The sequence below is a fragment of the Ruegeria sp. BH8 genome (assembly GCF_056538065.1).
The window spans coordinates 105,349-120,025 of sequence record NZ_JBQFSP010000007.1; the positions used below are offsets into that span (position 1 = coordinate 105,349).

19 protein-coding genes are annotated in these 14,677 nt (G+C 58.8%); 9 read left to right on the plus strand and 10 right to left on the minus strand.

The window, feature by feature from the left end:
• Nucleotides 1-101 precede the first annotated feature (101 nt).
• The 3 genes from panB to glpK all read left to right on the plus strand — a co-directional run bounded on the left by panB (nt 102) and on the right by glpK (nt 3,336).
• A complete protein-coding gene (gene panB / locus ACR0AD_RS13450; protein ID WP_480487855.1) occupies nt 102-941 on the plus strand; it encodes a 3-methyl-2-oxobutanoate hydroxymethyltransferase in 840 nt (279 codons plus the stop codon).
• A complete protein-coding gene (gene panC, locus ACR0AD_RS13455) occupies nt 938-1,789 on the plus strand; it encodes a pantoate--beta-alanine ligase (RefSeq protein WP_480482723.1) in 852 nt (283 codons plus the stop codon). Before panB ends, panC begins: the two co-directional genes overlap by 4 nt.
• Before the next feature lie 68 nt (nt 1,790-1,857).
• Nucleotides 1,858-3,336 carry a glycerol kinase GlpK gene (gene glpK, locus ACR0AD_RS13460; protein WP_480487857.1) on the plus strand — a complete coding sequence of 493 codons (1,479 nt, stop codon included), beginning with the start codon at nt 1,858-1,860 and terminating at the stop codon, nt 3,334-3,336.
• On the opposite strand, the gene smpB is transcribed toward glpK, so the two are convergent.
• The 6 genes from smpB to arfB form a co-directional block, all read right to left on the minus strand.
• The gene (gene smpB / locus ACR0AD_RS13465) at nt 3,333-3,809 is read right to left on the minus strand and encodes an SsrA-binding protein SmpB (RefSeq protein ID WP_209505165.1); all 477 of its coding nucleotides are present in this window, start codon (nt 3,807-3,809) and stop codon (nt 3,333-3,335) included. The two genes, glpK and smpB, sit on opposite strands and share 4 nt — an antisense overlap.
• A gap of 58 nt (nt 3,810-3,867) precedes the next feature.
• Nucleotides 3,868-4,410, minus strand: a complete 543-nt coding sequence (gene idi / locus ACR0AD_RS13470) for an isopentenyl-diphosphate Delta-isomerase (RefSeq protein WP_480487859.1) — start codon at nt 4,408-4,410, stop codon at nt 3,868-3,870.
• A 200-nt stretch (nt 4,411-4,610) separates the two neighbouring features.
• The gene (locus tag ACR0AD_RS13475) at nt 4,611-5,024 is read right to left on the minus strand and encodes a c-type cytochrome (protein ID WP_480482716.1); all 414 of its coding nucleotides are present in this window, start codon (nt 5,022-5,024) and stop codon (nt 4,611-4,613) included.
• A 113-nt stretch (nt 5,025-5,137) separates the two neighbouring features.
• The gene (locus ACR0AD_RS13480) at nt 5,138-6,154 is read right to left on the minus strand and encodes a P1 family peptidase (RefSeq protein WP_480482714.1); all 1,017 of its coding nucleotides are present in this window, start codon (nt 6,152-6,154) and stop codon (nt 5,138-5,140) included.
• Between the two features lie 82 nt (nt 6,155-6,236).
• Entirely contained in the window at nt 6,237-6,983 is a 747-nt protein-coding gene (locus tag ACR0AD_RS13485; protein ID WP_480487861.1) for an SDR family oxidoreductase, read from the minus strand.
• 60 nt (nt 6,984-7,043) lie between these two features.
• Complete coding sequence (arfB, locus tag ACR0AD_RS13490; RefSeq protein ID WP_480487863.1) at nt 7,044-7,463, minus strand: alternative ribosome rescue aminoacyl-tRNA hydrolase ArfB; 420 nt, start codon at nt 7,461-7,463, stop codon at nt 7,044-7,046.
• A 153-nt stretch (nt 7,464-7,616) separates the two neighbouring features.
• Here arfB and ACR0AD_RS13495 point away from each other — a divergent pair, with 153 nt between their 5' ends.
• Nucleotides 7,617-7,985 (plus strand): YybH family protein, encoded by a 369-nt coding sequence (locus tag ACR0AD_RS13495; RefSeq protein WP_480487865.1) that lies wholly within the window; start codon nt 7,617-7,619, stop codon nt 7,983-7,985.
• A 40-nt stretch (nt 7,986-8,025) separates the two neighbouring features.
• On the opposite strand, the gene ACR0AD_RS13500 is transcribed toward ACR0AD_RS13495, so the two are convergent.
• Both ACR0AD_RS13500 and mgtE read right to left on the minus strand, forming a co-directional pair.
• Nucleotides 8,026-8,475 carry a CBS domain-containing protein gene (locus ACR0AD_RS13500; RefSeq protein WP_480487867.1) on the minus strand — a complete coding sequence of 150 codons (450 nt, stop codon included), beginning with the start codon at nt 8,473-8,475 and terminating at the stop codon, nt 8,026-8,028.
• A 56-nt stretch (nt 8,476-8,531) separates the two neighbouring features.
• On the minus strand, nt 8,532-9,896 hold the full coding sequence (gene mgtE / locus ACR0AD_RS13505) for a magnesium transporter (protein ID WP_480487869.1): 1,365 nt from the start codon (nt 9,894-9,896) through the stop codon (nt 8,532-8,534).
• Nucleotides 9,897-9,992: 96 nt separating this feature from the next.
• Here mgtE and ACR0AD_RS13510 point away from each other — a divergent pair, with 96 nt between their 5' ends.
• The 4 genes from ACR0AD_RS13510 to ACR0AD_RS13525 are packed head-to-tail and all read left to right on the plus strand — an operon-like array spanning nt 9,993 to nt 12,719.
• A complete protein-coding gene (locus ACR0AD_RS13510) occupies nt 9,993-10,271 on the plus strand; it encodes a hypothetical protein (protein ID WP_480482704.1) in 279 nt (92 codons plus the stop codon).
• Between the two features lie 5 nt (nt 10,272-10,276).
• A complete protein-coding gene (locus tag ACR0AD_RS13515; protein ID WP_480487871.1) occupies nt 10,277-10,777 on the plus strand; it encodes an ATP-dependent zinc protease family protein in 501 nt (166 codons plus the stop codon).
• Nucleotides 10,774-11,679 (plus strand): 30S ribosomal protein S6--L-glutamate ligase, encoded by a 906-nt coding sequence (gene rimK / locus ACR0AD_RS13520; protein ID WP_480487873.1) that lies wholly within the window; start codon nt 10,774-10,776, stop codon nt 11,677-11,679. The genes ACR0AD_RS13515 and rimK overlap by 4 nt, the downstream gene beginning before the upstream one ends.
• A 5-nt stretch (nt 11,680-11,684) precedes the next feature.
• Entirely contained in the window at nt 11,685-12,719 is a 1,035-nt protein-coding gene (locus ACR0AD_RS13525; RefSeq protein WP_480487875.1) for a succinylglutamate desuccinylase/aspartoacylase family protein, read from the plus strand.
• Between the two features lie 48 nt (nt 12,720-12,767).
• Here the strand turns inward: ACR0AD_RS13525 and ACR0AD_RS13530 are convergent, their stop codons facing one another.
• Nucleotides 12,768-13,091 (minus strand): SPW repeat domain-containing protein, encoded by a 324-nt coding sequence (locus tag ACR0AD_RS13530; RefSeq protein ID WP_480487877.1) that lies wholly within the window; start codon nt 13,089-13,091, stop codon nt 12,768-12,770.
• 60 nt (nt 13,092-13,151) lie between these two features.
• Nucleotides 13,152-13,400, minus strand: coding sequence for an EF-hand domain-containing protein (locus tag ACR0AD_RS13535; RefSeq protein ID WP_480487879.1), 249 nt, complete (start codon nt 13,398-13,400; stop codon nt 13,152-13,154).
• Between the two features lie 256 nt (nt 13,401-13,656).
• Between ACR0AD_RS13535 and ACR0AD_RS13540 the strand changes: the two genes are divergently transcribed.
• The gene (locus tag ACR0AD_RS13540) at nt 13,657-14,523 is read left to right on the plus strand and encodes a LysR family transcriptional regulator (protein WP_480487880.1); all 867 of its coding nucleotides are present in this window, start codon (nt 13,657-13,659) and stop codon (nt 14,521-14,523) included.
• Nucleotides 14,524-14,677: the final 154 nt, after the last annotated feature.

Sequence of the window (14,677 nt, forward strand, 5' to 3'; positions counted from 1 at the left end):
AACCTGAGGTCAATCAAGGGAATGTTCGCGCAACCGGGGTTTCTTTGGCCCTGGCCGATCTGCTATGCCGCACTGCAACATAAGCCCTGCAGGAGCCAACCATGAGCGCCACCGCCCGCAAAAAGGCCCCGAACGCCGAAGATATTCGCGCCCGAAAAGGCGGCGTGCCTCTGGTCTCGCTGACCGCATACACAACGCCTATGGCGCGCCTGATGGACACGCATTGTGACTTTGTTCTTGTGGGGGACAGCGTCGGGATGGTTTTGCACGGGCTGGAATCCACCCTTGGTGTCACGATGGAGATGATGATCCTGCACGGTCAGGCCGTCGCACGCGGGTTGAGCACGGCGATGATGGTCATCGACATGCCGTTTGGCAGCTATGAGGAAAGCCCGGCACAAGCGTTTCGCAACGCGGCGCGGCTGATGGCGGAAACCGGTGCGGGGGCAGTCAAGCTGGAAGGCGGTGCCGAGATGGCCGAAACCATCCGCTTTCTGGTCAAGCGCGGCATCCCGGTGATGGCGCATATCGGTCTGACCCCGCAATCGATCAACACGCTGGGCGGCTACAAGGTGCAGGGGCGCGACGAACAGGCCGAAACCGTCATGGCAGATGCCCGCGCCGTGGCCGAGGCCGGCGCGTTTTCCGTGGTGCTTGAGAAAGTGCCGCAAGGTCTGGCCGACAGGATCACCGAACAGGTTGCCATCCCCACCATCGGAATCGGAGCGTCCGCCGGTTGTGACGGGCAGATTCTGGTCGTCGATGACATGGTTGGCTTTTTCACCGCCTTCAAACCCAAATTCGTCAAACGCTATGCCGAGCTTGGCCCGTTGGCCGAAGCCGCCATCGCAGATTACGCGGCCGAAGTGCGTGCGCGAACATTTCCGGCGGACGAACATGTCTTTGCTGATCAGGCTCCGGCGAAAGGACCAAAGACGTGACCGCGCCGATCCTGCGCTCGCTGGCGGAACTGCGGACCAAGACGACAGAATGGCACCGCGCAGGTGACGTTATCGGCGTTGTTCCGACCATGGGCGCATTGCACGAAGGGCATTTGTCGCTGGCGCAGGCCGCCAAGGAGAACTGTGACCGGGTGATCGTGACGATCTTTGTGAACCCCAAGCAGTTCAACAACCCCGAAGACCTGGCGAACTATCCCCGCACGGAACATGAAGACGCCCAAAAGCTGGCCCCTTATGGCGTGGATGCGATCTATGTGCCGGACCCTCAGGAAATCTATCCCGACGGCTTTTCCACCACGGTATCCGTGACCGGTTTGACCGACATGATGGAAGGCCCGTTTCGCCCCGGCCATTTCGAAGGCGTGGCCACTGTAGTGGCCAAACTGTTCCTGCAAACGCAGGCGGACCGAGCCTACTTCGGGGAAAAAGACTATCAGCAACTGCTGGTGGTGCGCCGCATGGCCCGCGATCTGGACATTCCCATCGAGGTTGTCGGCTGCCCAACCGTGCGCGAGCCTTCTGGGCTGGCAATGTCGTCGCGCAATCTGCTTTTGTCGCCTGAGGGTGTAAAGGTCGCGTCCCGCATGAACGAGATCATGCGGCGGGTGGCAGATAAGCTTGCCGCTGGCAAGGATTTCGCGGCGCTGGCGCAAGACGCAAAAGCCGCATTGCTGGACGCTGGTTTTACCGAAGTGGAATATATCGATCTGCGCTGCGCCGAGACGCTGGAAAGCCTGCCCAATGCCAGCAAACCCGCGCGCTTGTTCGTTACGGCCTGGGCCGATGGCGTCCGCCTGATCGACAATATTCCCGTCGATCCGGTCTGATTTCTGCTCTGGCCCCGGCGCCGTTGTTTGCGCTAAAGTCGCGCAAAATGACACCGGGGAGAGCGGACATGACCTTTATTCTGGCAATTGATCAGGGCACCACGTCCTCGCGCGCGATCCTGTTCGACGGGCAGATGAACCGTGTTGGCACCGCTCAGCAGGAGTTCCCCCAGCATTTCCCGCAAGAAGGTTGGGTTGAACACGACCCCGAGGATATCTGGTCCAGCGTCATGCATGTGTGTCGCGAGGTGATGGAAAGCGCCGGTGTTTCGGCTGACCAGATCACGGGTATTGGTATCACCAACCAGCGTGAAACCACCGTGGTCTGGGACAAGCAGACCGGCAAGGCCATCCATAACGCGATTGTCTGGCAGGACCGCCGCACCGCCGAAATCTGCGCCCGATACAAGCAAGCCGGGTGTGAAGATGACGTCACCGCCCAGACCGGCCTGCTGCTGGACCCTTATTTCTCGGGCACCAAGGTCAAATGGCTGCTGGACACCGTTTCAGGCGCACGCGCGCGGGCTGAGGCCGGAGAGTTGCTGTTCGGCACCATCGACAGTTTCCTGATCTGGCGTCTGACCGAAGGTCGTGTCCATGCCACTGACGCCACCAACGCCGCCCGCACCCTGCTGTTCGACATTCACAAAGGCGCCTGGAGCGCTGAGATTTGCGAATTGCTGGATGTACCCGTTCAAATGTTGCCGACCGTGCAGGATTGCGCCTCGGATTTCGGCGCAACCACCTTGCTTGGTGGGAATATCCCCATTCTGGGTGTGGCAGGCGATCAGCAGGCAGCCACCATCGGTCAGGCCTGTTTCCAGCCCGGTATGATGAAATCCACCTATGGCACGGGCTGTTTCGCGCTGCTGAACACGGGCGCGCAGCCGGTTGAATCGAAAAACCGCCTGCTGACAACAATCGCTTACCAATTGGACGGTCAGCGCACCTATGCGCTGGAAGGGTCGATCTTTATCGCCGGGGCCGCCGTGCAATGGCTGCGCGATGCGTTGCAGATCATCGATTCGGCCCCGCAAAGCGGCGATCTGGCGGCGCAGGCCGACCCGAACCAGCATGTGATTCTGGTGCCGGCGTTCACGGGCCTTGGGGCTCCTTACTGGAAGCCGGATTGCCGCGGTGCGATGTTCGGGCTGACACGCAATTCCGGCCGGGCCGAGATTGCCCGCGCCACGCTGGAAAGCATCGCCTTTCAGACCCGCGACCTGTGGCACGCCATGCAGGGCGACTGGGGGGCCGAGGCGGATGTCATCTTGCGCGTCGACGGCGGGATGAGTGCATCTGACTGGACCATGCAGGGTCTTTCAGATTGTCTGGGTGCCCCGGTGGATCGCCCGGTTATGCAGGAAACGACCGCCCTAGGCGCCGCATGGCTGGCAGGTATGAAAGCCGGGATTTACCCGGATCAGGCCGGTTTTGCCGAAACATGGGCGCTGGACCGCCGGTTCGAGCCAACGCAAGAGCAAGCCGAACGCGACGCGGCCTATGATCGCTGGCAACGGGCGGTTCAGGCGGCGATGGCGTTCTAGCTGTGATCTTTCAACAAGCGCTGCTTTTGCCGTGACCAGTCGCGCTTGGCCTGGGTTTCGCGCTTGTCGTGGGTTTTCTTACCCTTGGCGATGCCGATTTTGATCTTGGCCAGTCCTCTGTGGTTGAAATACAGAACCAGCGGCACCAGCGTCATGCCCTTGCGCTGCGTCGCGTTCCACAGGTTCGACATCTGCTTGCGGGACACCAGCAGTTTCCGGCGGCGACGTTCTTCATGCTTGAACATCTTGGCCTGCTCATACGGCGCGATATAGCTGTTGACCAGCCACAGTTCTCCGTCATCGACCGTGGCATAGCTTTCGGCGATGTTCGAGCCGCCCGCGCGCAGGGATTTGACCTCGGACCCCTGCAGGATGATGCCACATTCAATGTCCTCTTCGATTGCGTAATCGAAGCGGGCGCGCCGGTTTTCGGCGATTACCTTGTAATTCGGGTCTGTCTTCTGCTTGGCCATGACGCGTTGATTTAGGCGGCTTGGGCCGCCCTTGCAAGGCAGGGATTTTCGGTGTGCCTCAGGATTTAGCTGAAATGATCAGGTCCGGGCCGAAAATCGTGTCCGCATGGTTGTGCAGGTAGATCTTGAGCCACGGTGTAAACCGATCCGGGTGGCGGGCCACTTCGGCCAACAGGTCATGGTAGTCGATCCAGCGGATATCCATGACTTCGTCCGGATCAGGCGCGATTTTCAGCGGTCCGCGCACATGGGCCAGAAAAACGTCGACCACTTCGTTTTCCACCATGCAGTTCCCAACATCGGCGTGGTATTCCAAACGGTGACGGTATTCAGGATAAAGACCTGTGATCCCCAGTTCTTCGTTCAAACGGCGCACGGCGCAGGTTGACGAGCTTTCGTCCCAGTCGGGGTGTGTGCAGCAAGTGTTCGCCCACAGGCCGGGCGTGTGGTACTTGCCCAGCGCCCGACGCTGCAACAAAATCTCGGTGCCCCTAACGACAAACACCGACACGGCCTTGTGCTTGAGGCCCTTTTCGTGAGCTTCAAGTTTGTCTACCGGGGTCAATTCACCATTGACCCAAGCCGGGATCATAATGCCCATCTGTCCTCTCCTGTTGCCAATCCGCCTGACGGGCGCTGATGTTGGGTTTAGCTGTTGCCGGGTCGGCTTGGCGTTGCGGCACACTCTGCGGTTTGCCGTCAGATACCAAAGTGGCGCTGTTCTACACTGGTATCAATCGCACCAAAGGCCGCAGGGGCTGCGGCCTTTGGTCCTTGTGCATGGGTGCACAATGCTAGCGTTTATTCGCCTGATACACTGACGATATAGGCGTAGACGTCTTCACCGCCGCTTTTCAGTTTGAAGGTCATTTTCGACTTGGCAGCGGTGTCGTCCAGATACGATTTCAGGAAGCCCTTAGGGTCCTGCGTGTATTCCGCAAAGGAGGCCTCATCCCAGACCAAACCCTTCTCACCGGCTGCGACGATGCTGTCGCCATATTTGAAGTCTTCGTAGGTTCCGGCAGTGCGGCCGGCGACACCAAAGAGGTTGGGACCGGTTTTTCCGCCTTTGACAATGACTTCTCCGGCCGGGTCAGCGATCATGTGGCAGGACTTGCATTTGTTGAAAGCTTTCTCACCGGCTTCGGCATCGCCTTCGGCATGGGCGGGCAGCGCCAGCAGGCCAGCGATTGCGATAGTGAGGATACGATTCATAGCTTGTGCTCCGATACAAATTGGCTGCACCGAATGGACCCCCGGCGCATAAAAGTGTCAACGCGCGGATTGCCGCGCGCATCTACAGTGCCACTGCGACACATGGTGTGTCCTTAACTTAAGTCATGTACAGCGGTCCAGCAGGGCAACAGGTCTCCTTCCGCCGGGGTCGCCAGATAAACCGCCCGCGCGATGGCGCGGGACAGGCACAGCGAAGCCGCGTGCCCGATCAGAGCGAGATCGGCCTCGGATGCGATGGGGCGGGCGCCGGTACTGATGCCAAAAACCAGATCACCGTCGCCGGGTGTGTGTGCGGGAAGGATCGCCCGGGCAATTCCGTCGTGGGCGGCAACGGCCAATCTTTGGCATTGTGGTTTGGTCAATGCGGCATCCGTGGCAACGATGGCGATGGTCGTGTTTGTCTGTTCGGGTTGCGCTGGACTCATGGCCATCGCTTTGCGGCTGGGGCGGATCCGGCTTTGATCCGGCGACATATCGGGGCCCAGCCCGCCAAATTCTGCACCTTGTTCAAAGGGTGCCGCCCAAAAGTGCCGGTCACCCGGTGTTGTGACACTGCCCAGCGGGTTCGTCGCAACGAGGGCCCCGACCGTGACCCCATCAGGCAGAATGGACGAAGCAGAGCCAAGCCCGCCCTTCTGCATTGCGGCCAACGCCCCGGTGCCCGCCCCGACGGACCCCAAATCAAAATCTTTTGAAGCGGCCAGATAAGCGGCTCGCCCCAGCGCACGATAGGGGTTTTCCGCCCAATCCTTTGCACCGCCATTGAGCAGATCAAACAGGATCGCGCCGGGAATGATCGGAACCTTCGCGGACCCGACGGGAAATCCGCGCCCTTCGGCCCGCATCGCATCTGAAACACCCGAGCAGGCGTCCAGTCCAAATGCCGATCCGCCGGACAGAACCAGCGCGTCCACCCCTGTGACGGTTTTATCAGGCGCAAGCAGATCGGTTTCGCGCGTACCCGGTGCCCCGCCCATCACATGGACCGACGCTACAAACGGTTTATCTGCCGTGAGAACCGTGGTCCCGGACTTCAGAGCGTCGTCCTGTGCGTTTCCAACCTTCAGGCCGGGGACATCGGTAATCAGGTTTCTTGGTCCAGGGATCATCTTGAGCTCGGGATTGGAGCGGGGAAGCGCGCGGGCGCGCGCTGCCTCCGGCGGGGATATTTTTGGCCAGATGAAGAGCGGATCAGATGCATCGGCCGCCATCGACCTCGAGCGCGGTGCCGGTGATCATGCTGGCCTCGTCTGAACACAGGAAACAGGCGGCGTTGGCCATGTCTTCGGGTGTTGAAAACCGTCCCAGTGGGATGGTCGCCAGAAATTTGGCGCGAATCTCGGGCGTGTCTTCGCCCATGAAAGATTTCAACAGCGGTGTTTCGCCCGCCACTGGGCAGATCGCGTTCACGCGAATGCCGGTTGGGGCCAATTCGACCGCCATGGTTTTGGTTGCCGTGATCATCCACCCTTTGGACGCGTTGTACCAGTTCAGATTCGGGCGCGGTGACAGGCCCGCTGTCGAGGCCACGTTCAGAATTGCGCCTGCGCCGCGCGCCTTCATATGGGGAACAAATGCCCGGGCGGTCAGATAGACGGACTTCATGTTCACCTTGAAGACCCGGTCGAAATCATCCTCGGTGACATTTTCCAGAGGGGTTGGCAAGTGGGTGACACCTGCGTTGTTTACCAGAATATCGAGCGCCCCAAAGGCGGCGAGTGCCGTGTCCGCCATCTTTTGAACTGAAGCCCTATTGCCGACGTCGACCTGGTGCGCCAATACCCCGGCCCCAAGTTGCCCCGCCATATCAGCGGCTGCGTCACCATTGATGTCCGCGATCATGACGCGTGCGCCTTCGGCCAGGAATTTCTGCACGATCCCCGCGCCAAAACCCGATGCACCACCGGTGACGATTGCGGTTTTTCCCTCCAGCCTCATGACGTTGCCCTTTTGCAGCCTTTGCGGGCCAGACTATCAACGCCCCGGCAAGATGCCAGATCAATCTTCAGACACCTTGCCCCGCAGCGCCTTGACGTCGCCACGCGCCTTTTTCGCGGCAAGTCGACGCTTGACCGAACCATAGGTCGGTTTCGTTGCGATCCGCCGTTTGGGTTTGACCAGCGCGCGGGCGATCAGTTCTGCCAGCCTCGCGCGCGCGATTTCACGGTTGCGGGCCTGCGAGCGTGTTTCCTCACATTGAATGATGATTGCGCCGTCTTTGGTCCAGCGTCGCCCGGCCAGTCGCTTTAACCGGGCCTTGACCGGATCGGGCAAGGACGGCGAGCGTGCAGCTTCGAAGCGCAGCTCGACTGCGGTCGACACCTTGTTGACATTCTGCCCTCCGGGACCGGACGACCGTACAAAGCTTTCGGTCATTTCCCAGTCTTGCAGCGCGATATCATCGGTGATGTGCAGCATGGCAGTGTCAGCTTGGTGACTTGGGCGAATGAAAAAGAAGAGTCGCGATCCCGACCCGTGCCGTCGGATACCCGCAACATGCGGGCGGGCGTAAGCCATTGCGGCACAGCATTTCAGCAAGTCTCCTCATCCTCGGTGCCTAACGCAGTGCATATGTGCGATCAAGCCTGCTTTGGCAGGTCGCGCAATTCAGAATCCTGGCGGTGGCCGGGACGTTTGTTCGCGTCAGCTGCGTTCTTTACCGAAGACGTCATGTTGTTGGCGCCCGGCGAGCCCCTGCTGCGCGGGCGCGAAGCGTTCATCGAAGCCTATAAGGAAAGAATGAAGGAAAACATCGGCGGAACACATACAAATGAGTTGATCGATTTCGGTGTCGATAGTGATACCGCCTATCAGGTCGGATCCTTTGCATTTGCTGACTCTGATCCGCCGGAAAAAGGGAAGTTTGTGAACGTCCTGAAACGCCAGACGGATGGCACCTGGAAAGTCAGCATTTCCATTTCCAACAGTGACCTTCCTTAGCGGTCCTGAGTGGAGAGCGAGCAGACATGGAACCGCGGTGTCAGGCGATTGACTGGCCCTGAGCCCCGCGGGCGATATCACGCAACACCTTCAGCTCCAGCTCGTCTTCCTCATGCACCCGTGCCAGGATTTCTTTACTGCTCACAACGGCAATTGCTTTTCCATTCTGAGTTACGACAAGGTTTCGGATCTTGTGTTTGGCCATCAGATTAAGACCGGTCGACAACTTCGAGCCCAGCGCGCAGGTGACGGGTTTTTCCGTCATCCAGTCACCCACAGTCTGCTTGTAAAAAGCCGAGCCGGAATCCGCCAGGCACAGCAGCACGTCATGATCCGTGATAATCCCGACCAGCTTCCCATCGCTGAGAACCGCCAACGCATTCACGTCCAGCAACGCAATGGTGACGGCCGCATCGAACACCGTTGTGTCAGTGTCGCAAAATGGCGGCTTTTTCAGGTTCTGCGTTTTGACAATGCTTGAGATCGTCATGTCTTCCTAGTGGTTGAGCGCCCGACCCCTGTGTTGATCAGGGCGCATGAAAAACACTAATTCAGGAGTGGCATCATCGCCGTTGCAAGGCTCAGGACCAGAAAAAAACCCGCCATGTCAGTGATCGTTGTCAGCAAAGGGCCACTGGCGACCGCCGGGTCCTGACCGATGCGCTTTAACAACAATGGCAGAACGCCACCGATCGATACCGCGATGATCGTGTTCAGGCCCAGCGCGCCGCCAATCACCAAACCCAGAAACGGGTTTCCTTTCCACATCCAGGCAACGAGTCCGATTAGCAGGCCAAGGACACAGCCGTTGATGATGCCGACCGAGACCTCTTTTAACCAGACCCGCATAGCATCAATGGGCCGAACCAGACCAAGCGAAAGCTCGCGCATGCTGACAGCAACGGCCTGATTGCCGGAACAACCGCTCATATCCGAGACCATCGGCAGGAACACAGCCAGTGCGATCACGGCGGCAAGGGTCTGTTCATAGGCGGCAATCACGCTGGCCGCGGCCACGTTGAGCACGATGTTGGCCGACAGCCATTGAAGCCGACGCCGCGCCCTGAGCGGCAAGGGCATCGATCGCAGTTCGTCCCCAAAGACACCCTGACGTTTCAGGCTTGCGGATTCCGCGCGCTCTAGCAGGGCCTCATCCACGGCAGAACGGGAAACGACACCCACAAGGTTCCCGTCCGTTTCGACAACCGGCAACCCAAGAAAAGGGTGCTCATCGAAAAGGTCCTCCAGTTCTTCCAGTGGCATGCCGGCCGGAACCGTGATAGGGGGCACCATGATATCGGTGAGTTTGATGCTTCGCCGTGTGGACAGCAGGCTGCGTAAGGACAGCACTCCGACAGGCACGCCATCGGAATTCAAAACGTAGGGGTGCTGGCCACGGTAACGTTCCAGATCGTATTCTTCATGAGCGAAACGCCGCAGAACCTTTCCGACTGTATCGCCATCGGAAAAGGTAAAGGCTTCGGCCACCATCAGACCACCGGCGACATCGTCGTCATATTCAACCAGCCGCCGGACATCCGCCGCATCTTCCGGGTCCATCCGGGCAAGGATCGCTTCTGCATCGGCGTCTTCTAGTTCACCGATCAAATCCGCCTGAATGTCGGAATCCAGCTCAAGGATGATCTCGGCGGCCTGTTCGGATACCAAGCGTTCAACAAGATCGACCGCCAGCGCGTTTGGCGCTTCTTCGACCAGTTCGGCCGCACGTTCCGGTGGCAGCAACGAGAGCGCGGCGCTTCGCTGGTCAACGGGCAGGTTGAGCAATTCCCGCAAGGCATCGCTGAGCGAAAGCGGATCAAGCAGGTCTGCCAGCGCCGCCCCGTCGCGATTTTCCAACGCCAGCTGAAGCTGCGTCCCTGTTTCCTTTGGTAAGGAGTCCGTATCGCTCATCCGCCGACCTGTGGGGGTATAGATTCTTAACTTACGCCGATATAGCAGAAATTATTTGCCTATAGACAAAAAAATTTTTGATTTGTAAGAAAGTGCATGCAGGAAAATGACTGGATATCCGCCGCAGCCGAACGTCTGGCCGTCTTGTACGATCAGGAGTTTGGCGGCAAGGCCAGCGGACGGTATCGCATTCCGGACAAGTTGGTGCGTCGGATCGCCGGGCGCAGGCGTTTGTATGAAGCAGATATCCGCGCCCTGTCGATCGCACTTTTTGAACTTGGGTATGTGTTAATCGATATGGATAGTTTTTACGTTGTGATGAGCGCGAATTCGTTTGTGAATTACCGGCGCGCCAATGATGACTGCGTGGCTTAGTCGCCATGGCTAAACAAACAGGATACCCCGAAGTCATAGGATGGCGCGAGCGGATCAGCCTGCCCGAGTTCGGGATCGAGCATATTCCAGCAAAGATAGACACAGGCGCCAGAACCGCGGCCCTGCATGCCGTGGACCAGACCGTGTTCGAGGTTGATGGCGAACGATGGGTCGAGTTCATGATCCCGGTCCATAATCGCCGTTCATCGGGTCGGGTGCGCACGCGGGTTGTAGACGAGCGGGAAATCAAGAACACTGGTGGCATTCCGGAACGCCGGTTGATTGTCAGAACACAACTTCTGCTTGGACGGCATCGCTGGCTGATCGACGTTTCGCTGGCCAATCGCGCGAGGATGGAGTTTGATCTGATCCTTGGCCGTACCGCCATTCGACGGCGCGGGATCCTTGTCGATCCCGGCCACTCATATCTTCTGGATGCACGAAAAGACCCGAAAAAGATGAAGAGCAAGACAAGATCCAAGGACGCAGAAGGACGACATCAATGAAGCTTGTCATGCTTGCCCGAAATCCAAACCTGTATTCCCACCAGCGTCTGAAAGAGGCTGCTGAACAACGCGGGCACCAGTTGGATATCGTGAACACGCTACGCTGTTACATGAATATCGCGTCGCGCCGACCCGAGGTTTATTACGACGGCAAAAAGCTTGGGCGCTATGACGCGGTGATCCCACGGATCGGCGCTTCGGTCACATTCTATGGGCTGGCCGTGTTGCGGCAGTTCGAAATCATGGGTGTATTTCCGCTCAACGAGTCGGTTGCAATTGGCAGATCCCGTGACAAGTTGCGGTCCATGCAGCTGATGGCACGTGACGGGATCGGATTGCCGGTCACCACCTTCGCGCATGACCCGAAACAGACCGACGAAGTTCTCAAACTGGCGGGGGACGCTCCGCTGGTGGTCAAGCTGCTGGAGGGCACGCAGGGCATCGGAGTGGTGCTTGCGGATTCAAACCGGTCGGCAAAATCCGTGGTCGAGGCGTTTCGCGGCGCCAAGGTCAACATCATGGTACAGGAGTTCATCAAGGAAGCAGGCGGCACGGATATTCGTGCGCTTGTGGTCGGTGGAAAGGTGATCGCGGCGATGCAACGAAAAGGGGCAGAGGGCGAGTTCAGATCAAACCTGCATCGGGGTGGCAGCGCCAAGCCTATCAAAATCTCACCCGAGGAACGCTCGACAGCCGTGCGTGCGGCCAAGGCCATGGGTCTTAATGTGTGCGGTGTCGATATGCTGCGCGCCAATCACGGCGCCGTGGTGATGGAAGTAAACTCTTCGCCCGGGCTTGAAGGTGTTGAAAAGGCCACCGGCATTGATGTCGCGGGCAAAATCATCGAGTTTCTCGAAAAGAATGCAGCCAAAGGCAACACAAAGACACGAGGCCGTGGGTAAAGGTGATGCGCGGTCCCTTTGAAATCGGAGGTTTTCGCGTACCGCCCGGCACACGAACCACTCTGGATTTGCCGGTTAGCGTACTGTCGGATCACACGCCGGTAAGCATGTCAGTACACGTGGTTCACGGTCGCCGCCCCGGACCGGTCCTGTTCGTCAGTGCCGCCGTTCACGGCGATGAAGTGATCGGCGTGGAAATCGCGCGGCGACTGCTTCGGGCGCCACAACTTGACAAGCTTGCGGGTACCTTGCTGGTTATCCCGATCGTGAATGCCTTTGGTTTCATGACACATTCCCGATACCTTCCCGACCGGCGCGACCTGAACCGTTCCTTCCCCGGCAGCGAGGGGGGGTCGCTGGCCGGTCGGCTGGCGCATCTTTTCATGACCGAGATCGTCGAGCGGTCGGACCTGGGGATCGATCTTCATTCTGCCGCGATTCATCGCACCAATCTGCCGCAGATCCGCGTCTCTCCGGCTTCGGATGTCACCCTTAGATACGCGGATGCCTTCGGTGCGCCCGTGGTGATGATTTCAAAGCTGCGCGACGGGTCACTGCGCAAGGCCGCGCAAGAGCGTGGTGTGGATATCCTGCTGTTCGAGGGCGGTGAGGGTCTGCGTTTCGACGAACTGTCTGCGCGGGCGGGGGTTGCAGGCATCCTTCGGGTGATGAACGCAAAGGGCATGGTTGCCAAGCGTGGCATCGCCGCTGTGCGCGAAAAGCCTGTCCATGTCCGGTCAAGCTCATGGATGCGCGCGCCCGCCGGTGGCCTGTTGCGGACTTTCAAAGCGACCGGAGAATACGTGGCCGCCGGTGACCTGCTTGGACGCATTTCCGACCCGTTCGGAGAACTCAGGACCGATATCATCTGCGAAACCACGGGTATCATCGTGGGGCGCACTAATCTGCCTGTCGTTCATGAAGGTGACGCGTTGTTTCATATTGCGGAAACGACCGGCTCGGATGTCGAAATGCGGGTCGATACAATTGCCAGCCAGCTTGACGGCGATCCGATGTTCGATGAGGACGAGATCATTTAGACGCCGGAGCCAAAAGAAACGCGGGGCAGTTGCCTGCCCCGCGCCAGCCTACAGGATCGCACGCAATCTGTTGCTCGCCAGCGCCTCCCAAGCGGCGAGCGCGATCAGCGCAGATCCCGTGAGCCAAGCATTTGCCACTGCCACACCATGACCGGTAAAATGCAGCACCTCGGGCGCGGCGATCAGCAATGCCCCGACCGCCAATACCGGAGCCACCCGTGCGAGAAGGTGGCCCCGGCCGCTAGCGCCTGACATGACCAACACACCAATACCGATCGTCATGAAGGCGAGCGACTCACGGTCAGACGAACCGTGAGCTAGGGTTTTCTGGCTGAACAGTACAAATGGGGACAGCACTAACCAGATACCCATTCCGGCAAGCATCCACCTGTAGGGTGGAGAGGGGTTTCTCATGTTCTTGGCAACCCTGGCTTATTCGTCACCTTTGGGATCAGGAAGCAACTTTGCCTCGACCGCAGCGACCATTTCTTCGTCATTGACGAAACCGTCGGCATCCGTGTCAATTTCGGCAAAGCTCTCACTGGTAATATCGGGATACTTTGTCTGTAGCTCGGTCAGCGAAGCCAGACCATCACCGTCCGTGTCCAGTCCTACCGGCAAGGCAGCGGCCGGAAGGGCAAGGAATGACGCGAGCAGAGCAACAACAGAAACTCGACTCATTTTGTTCTCCATCAGGGAATGGGCGGTTTACCCATTGAGGGGTTGGTGCAGCGCTTGGGTGTCGGAGGCTTATCTACGGCAGACAGATTACACCTGTTCCGCAGATCGGGTTGTCCACTATACGATGAAAACTGTTGATTGGCGGTCCGATCCGGTGGGGGCACTTTCGCGCTACGCAGCATATATCGCACATCCGCATAGCGTTGAATAACGAATTTATATCACCCATAATATCGAATATTCAAATAGGTGAACGATGGACATTGAGCTCGCCCGAACTTTCCTTGCGGTCGTTGAAACCGGTACTTTTCTTGACGCAGCGGACAAGGTCCATGTTACGCAATCGACTGTCAGCATGCGGATTCGAACGCTCGAACAACAGCTTGGACAGCCCGTTTTTGAACGCAGCAAGTCTGGTGCGACCCTGACCATTGCCGGGCGGCATTTCCTCAAACATGCGCAGGTTCTGGTGCGAACGTGGACCCAGGCTAAGCTGGATGCCGGTCTGCCTGCTTCGATGGCAGCCGCCTTGGAAATCGGCGCAACACCAAGTCTTTGGGACGGCTATCTAATCAACGCCCTGCCCGAGTTGATGGCGGCACTCCCTGACGTCGCCATCCGGGCGACAGCGGCCTCGTCGGAAACACTCACGCGCGAAATCGAGGAAGGCAGCCTGGATCTTGCCATCATGTACCGGCCGCGAAACGCACCGGGCTTGTCCGCGCTCCAGCTTTTCGAGGACGAGTTTGTTCTTGTCAGCAGCGGCCCGGAAGCCCTGCCCGCTGATCTGGGCAACGCTTATGTCCTGATAGACTGGGGCCCGGAGTTTCGCGCCGATCATATGTTGAACTTTCCGGAACTTGATGCACCGCGCCTTCAGCTGGGCATTGGCACCCTCGGCCTGCAATATCTTCGGTCGGTTCCCTCGGCCGGATATTTCCCACGGCGTGTTGTCGAACCGGAGCTTTGCAACGGGTGGCTCAAGTTGATCGAAATGGCACCCAGATTCGCTTATGCCGCCTATGTCGTGTTCGATGAAAGCGAGGAAGAAGGATATCCGGGTCAGGCCGCGCGGCAGCTTTGCCAGACATCAAGTGCACGCGGCCAGACACCGAAGCTTTGACGACACGTATTCACGCCGTTGCCGCGACCAAGCTTTATGCTGCGTCAAACGCAGCCAGCCTCCGCGCATGGTAAGTATTGAACACCCCCAGTGGGTGACGGCAACAAAAAGGGCCGCCCCAGCGGGACGGCCCTTCGAAAGTTCAGGAGGTCGG

What these genes read in the sequence shown, in the direction of transcription:
- panB (WP_480487855.1), top strand. Translation starts at nt 102, where the DNA reads ATGAGCGCCACCGCCCGCAAAAAGGCCCCGAACGCCGAAGATATTCGC.
- glpK (WP_480487857.1), top strand. Translation starts at nt 1,858, where the DNA reads ATGACCTTTATTCTGGCAATTGATCAGGGCACCACGTCCTCGCGCGCG.
- smpB (WP_209505165.1), bottom strand. Translation starts at nt 3,809, where the DNA reads ATGGCCAAGCAGAAGACAGACCCGAATTACAAGGTAATCGCCGAAAAC.
- idi (WP_480487859.1), bottom strand. Translation starts at nt 4,410, where the DNA reads ATGGGCATTATGATCCCGGCTTGGGTCAATGGTGAATTGACCCCGGTA.
- ACR0AD_RS13475 (WP_480482716.1), bottom strand. Translation starts at nt 5,024, where the DNA reads ATGAATCGTATCCTCACTATCGCAATCGCTGGCCTGCTGGCGCTGCCC.
- ACR0AD_RS13480 (WP_480482714.1), bottom strand. Translation starts at nt 6,154, where the DNA reads ATGATCCCTGGACCAAGAAACCTGATTACCGATGTCCCCGGCCTGAAG.
- ACR0AD_RS13485 (WP_480487861.1), bottom strand. Translation starts at nt 6,983, where the DNA reads ATGAGGCTGGAGGGAAAAACCGCAATCGTCACCGGTGGTGCATCGGGT.
- arfB (WP_480487863.1), bottom strand. Translation starts at nt 7,463, where the DNA reads ATGCTGCACATCACCGATGATATCGCGCTGCAAGACTGGGAAATGACC.
- ACR0AD_RS13495 (WP_480487865.1), top strand. Translation starts at nt 7,617, where the DNA reads ATGTGCGATCAAGCCTGCTTTGGCAGGTCGCGCAATTCAGAATCCTGG.
- ACR0AD_RS13500 (WP_480487867.1), bottom strand. Translation starts at nt 8,475, where the DNA reads ATGACGATCTCAAGCATTGTCAAAACGCAGAACCTGAAAAAGCCGCCA.
- mgtE (WP_480487869.1), bottom strand. Translation starts at nt 9,896, where the DNA reads ATGAGCGATACGGACTCCTTACCAAAGGAAACAGGGACGCAGCTTCAG.
- ACR0AD_RS13510 (WP_480482704.1), top strand. Translation starts at nt 9,993, where the DNA reads ATGCAGGAAAATGACTGGATATCCGCCGCAGCCGAACGTCTGGCCGTC.
- ACR0AD_RS13515 (WP_480487871.1), top strand. Translation starts at nt 10,277, where the DNA reads ATGGCTAAACAAACAGGATACCCCGAAGTCATAGGATGGCGCGAGCGG.
- rimK (WP_480487873.1), top strand. Translation starts at nt 10,774, where the DNA reads ATGAAGCTTGTCATGCTTGCCCGAAATCCAAACCTGTATTCCCACCAG.
- ACR0AD_RS13525 (WP_480487875.1), top strand. Translation starts at nt 11,685, where the DNA reads ATGCGCGGTCCCTTTGAAATCGGAGGTTTTCGCGTACCGCCCGGCACA.
- ACR0AD_RS13530 (WP_480487877.1), bottom strand. Translation starts at nt 13,091, where the DNA reads ATGGGTATCTGGTTAGTGCTGTCCCCATTTGTACTGTTCAGCCAGAAA.
- ACR0AD_RS13535 (WP_480487879.1), bottom strand. Translation starts at nt 13,400, where the DNA reads ATGAGTCGAGTTTCTGTTGTTGCTCTGCTCGCGTCATTCCTTGCCCTT.
- ACR0AD_RS13540 (WP_480487880.1), top strand. Translation starts at nt 13,657, where the DNA reads ATGGACATTGAGCTCGCCCGAACTTTCCTTGCGGTCGTTGAAACCGGT.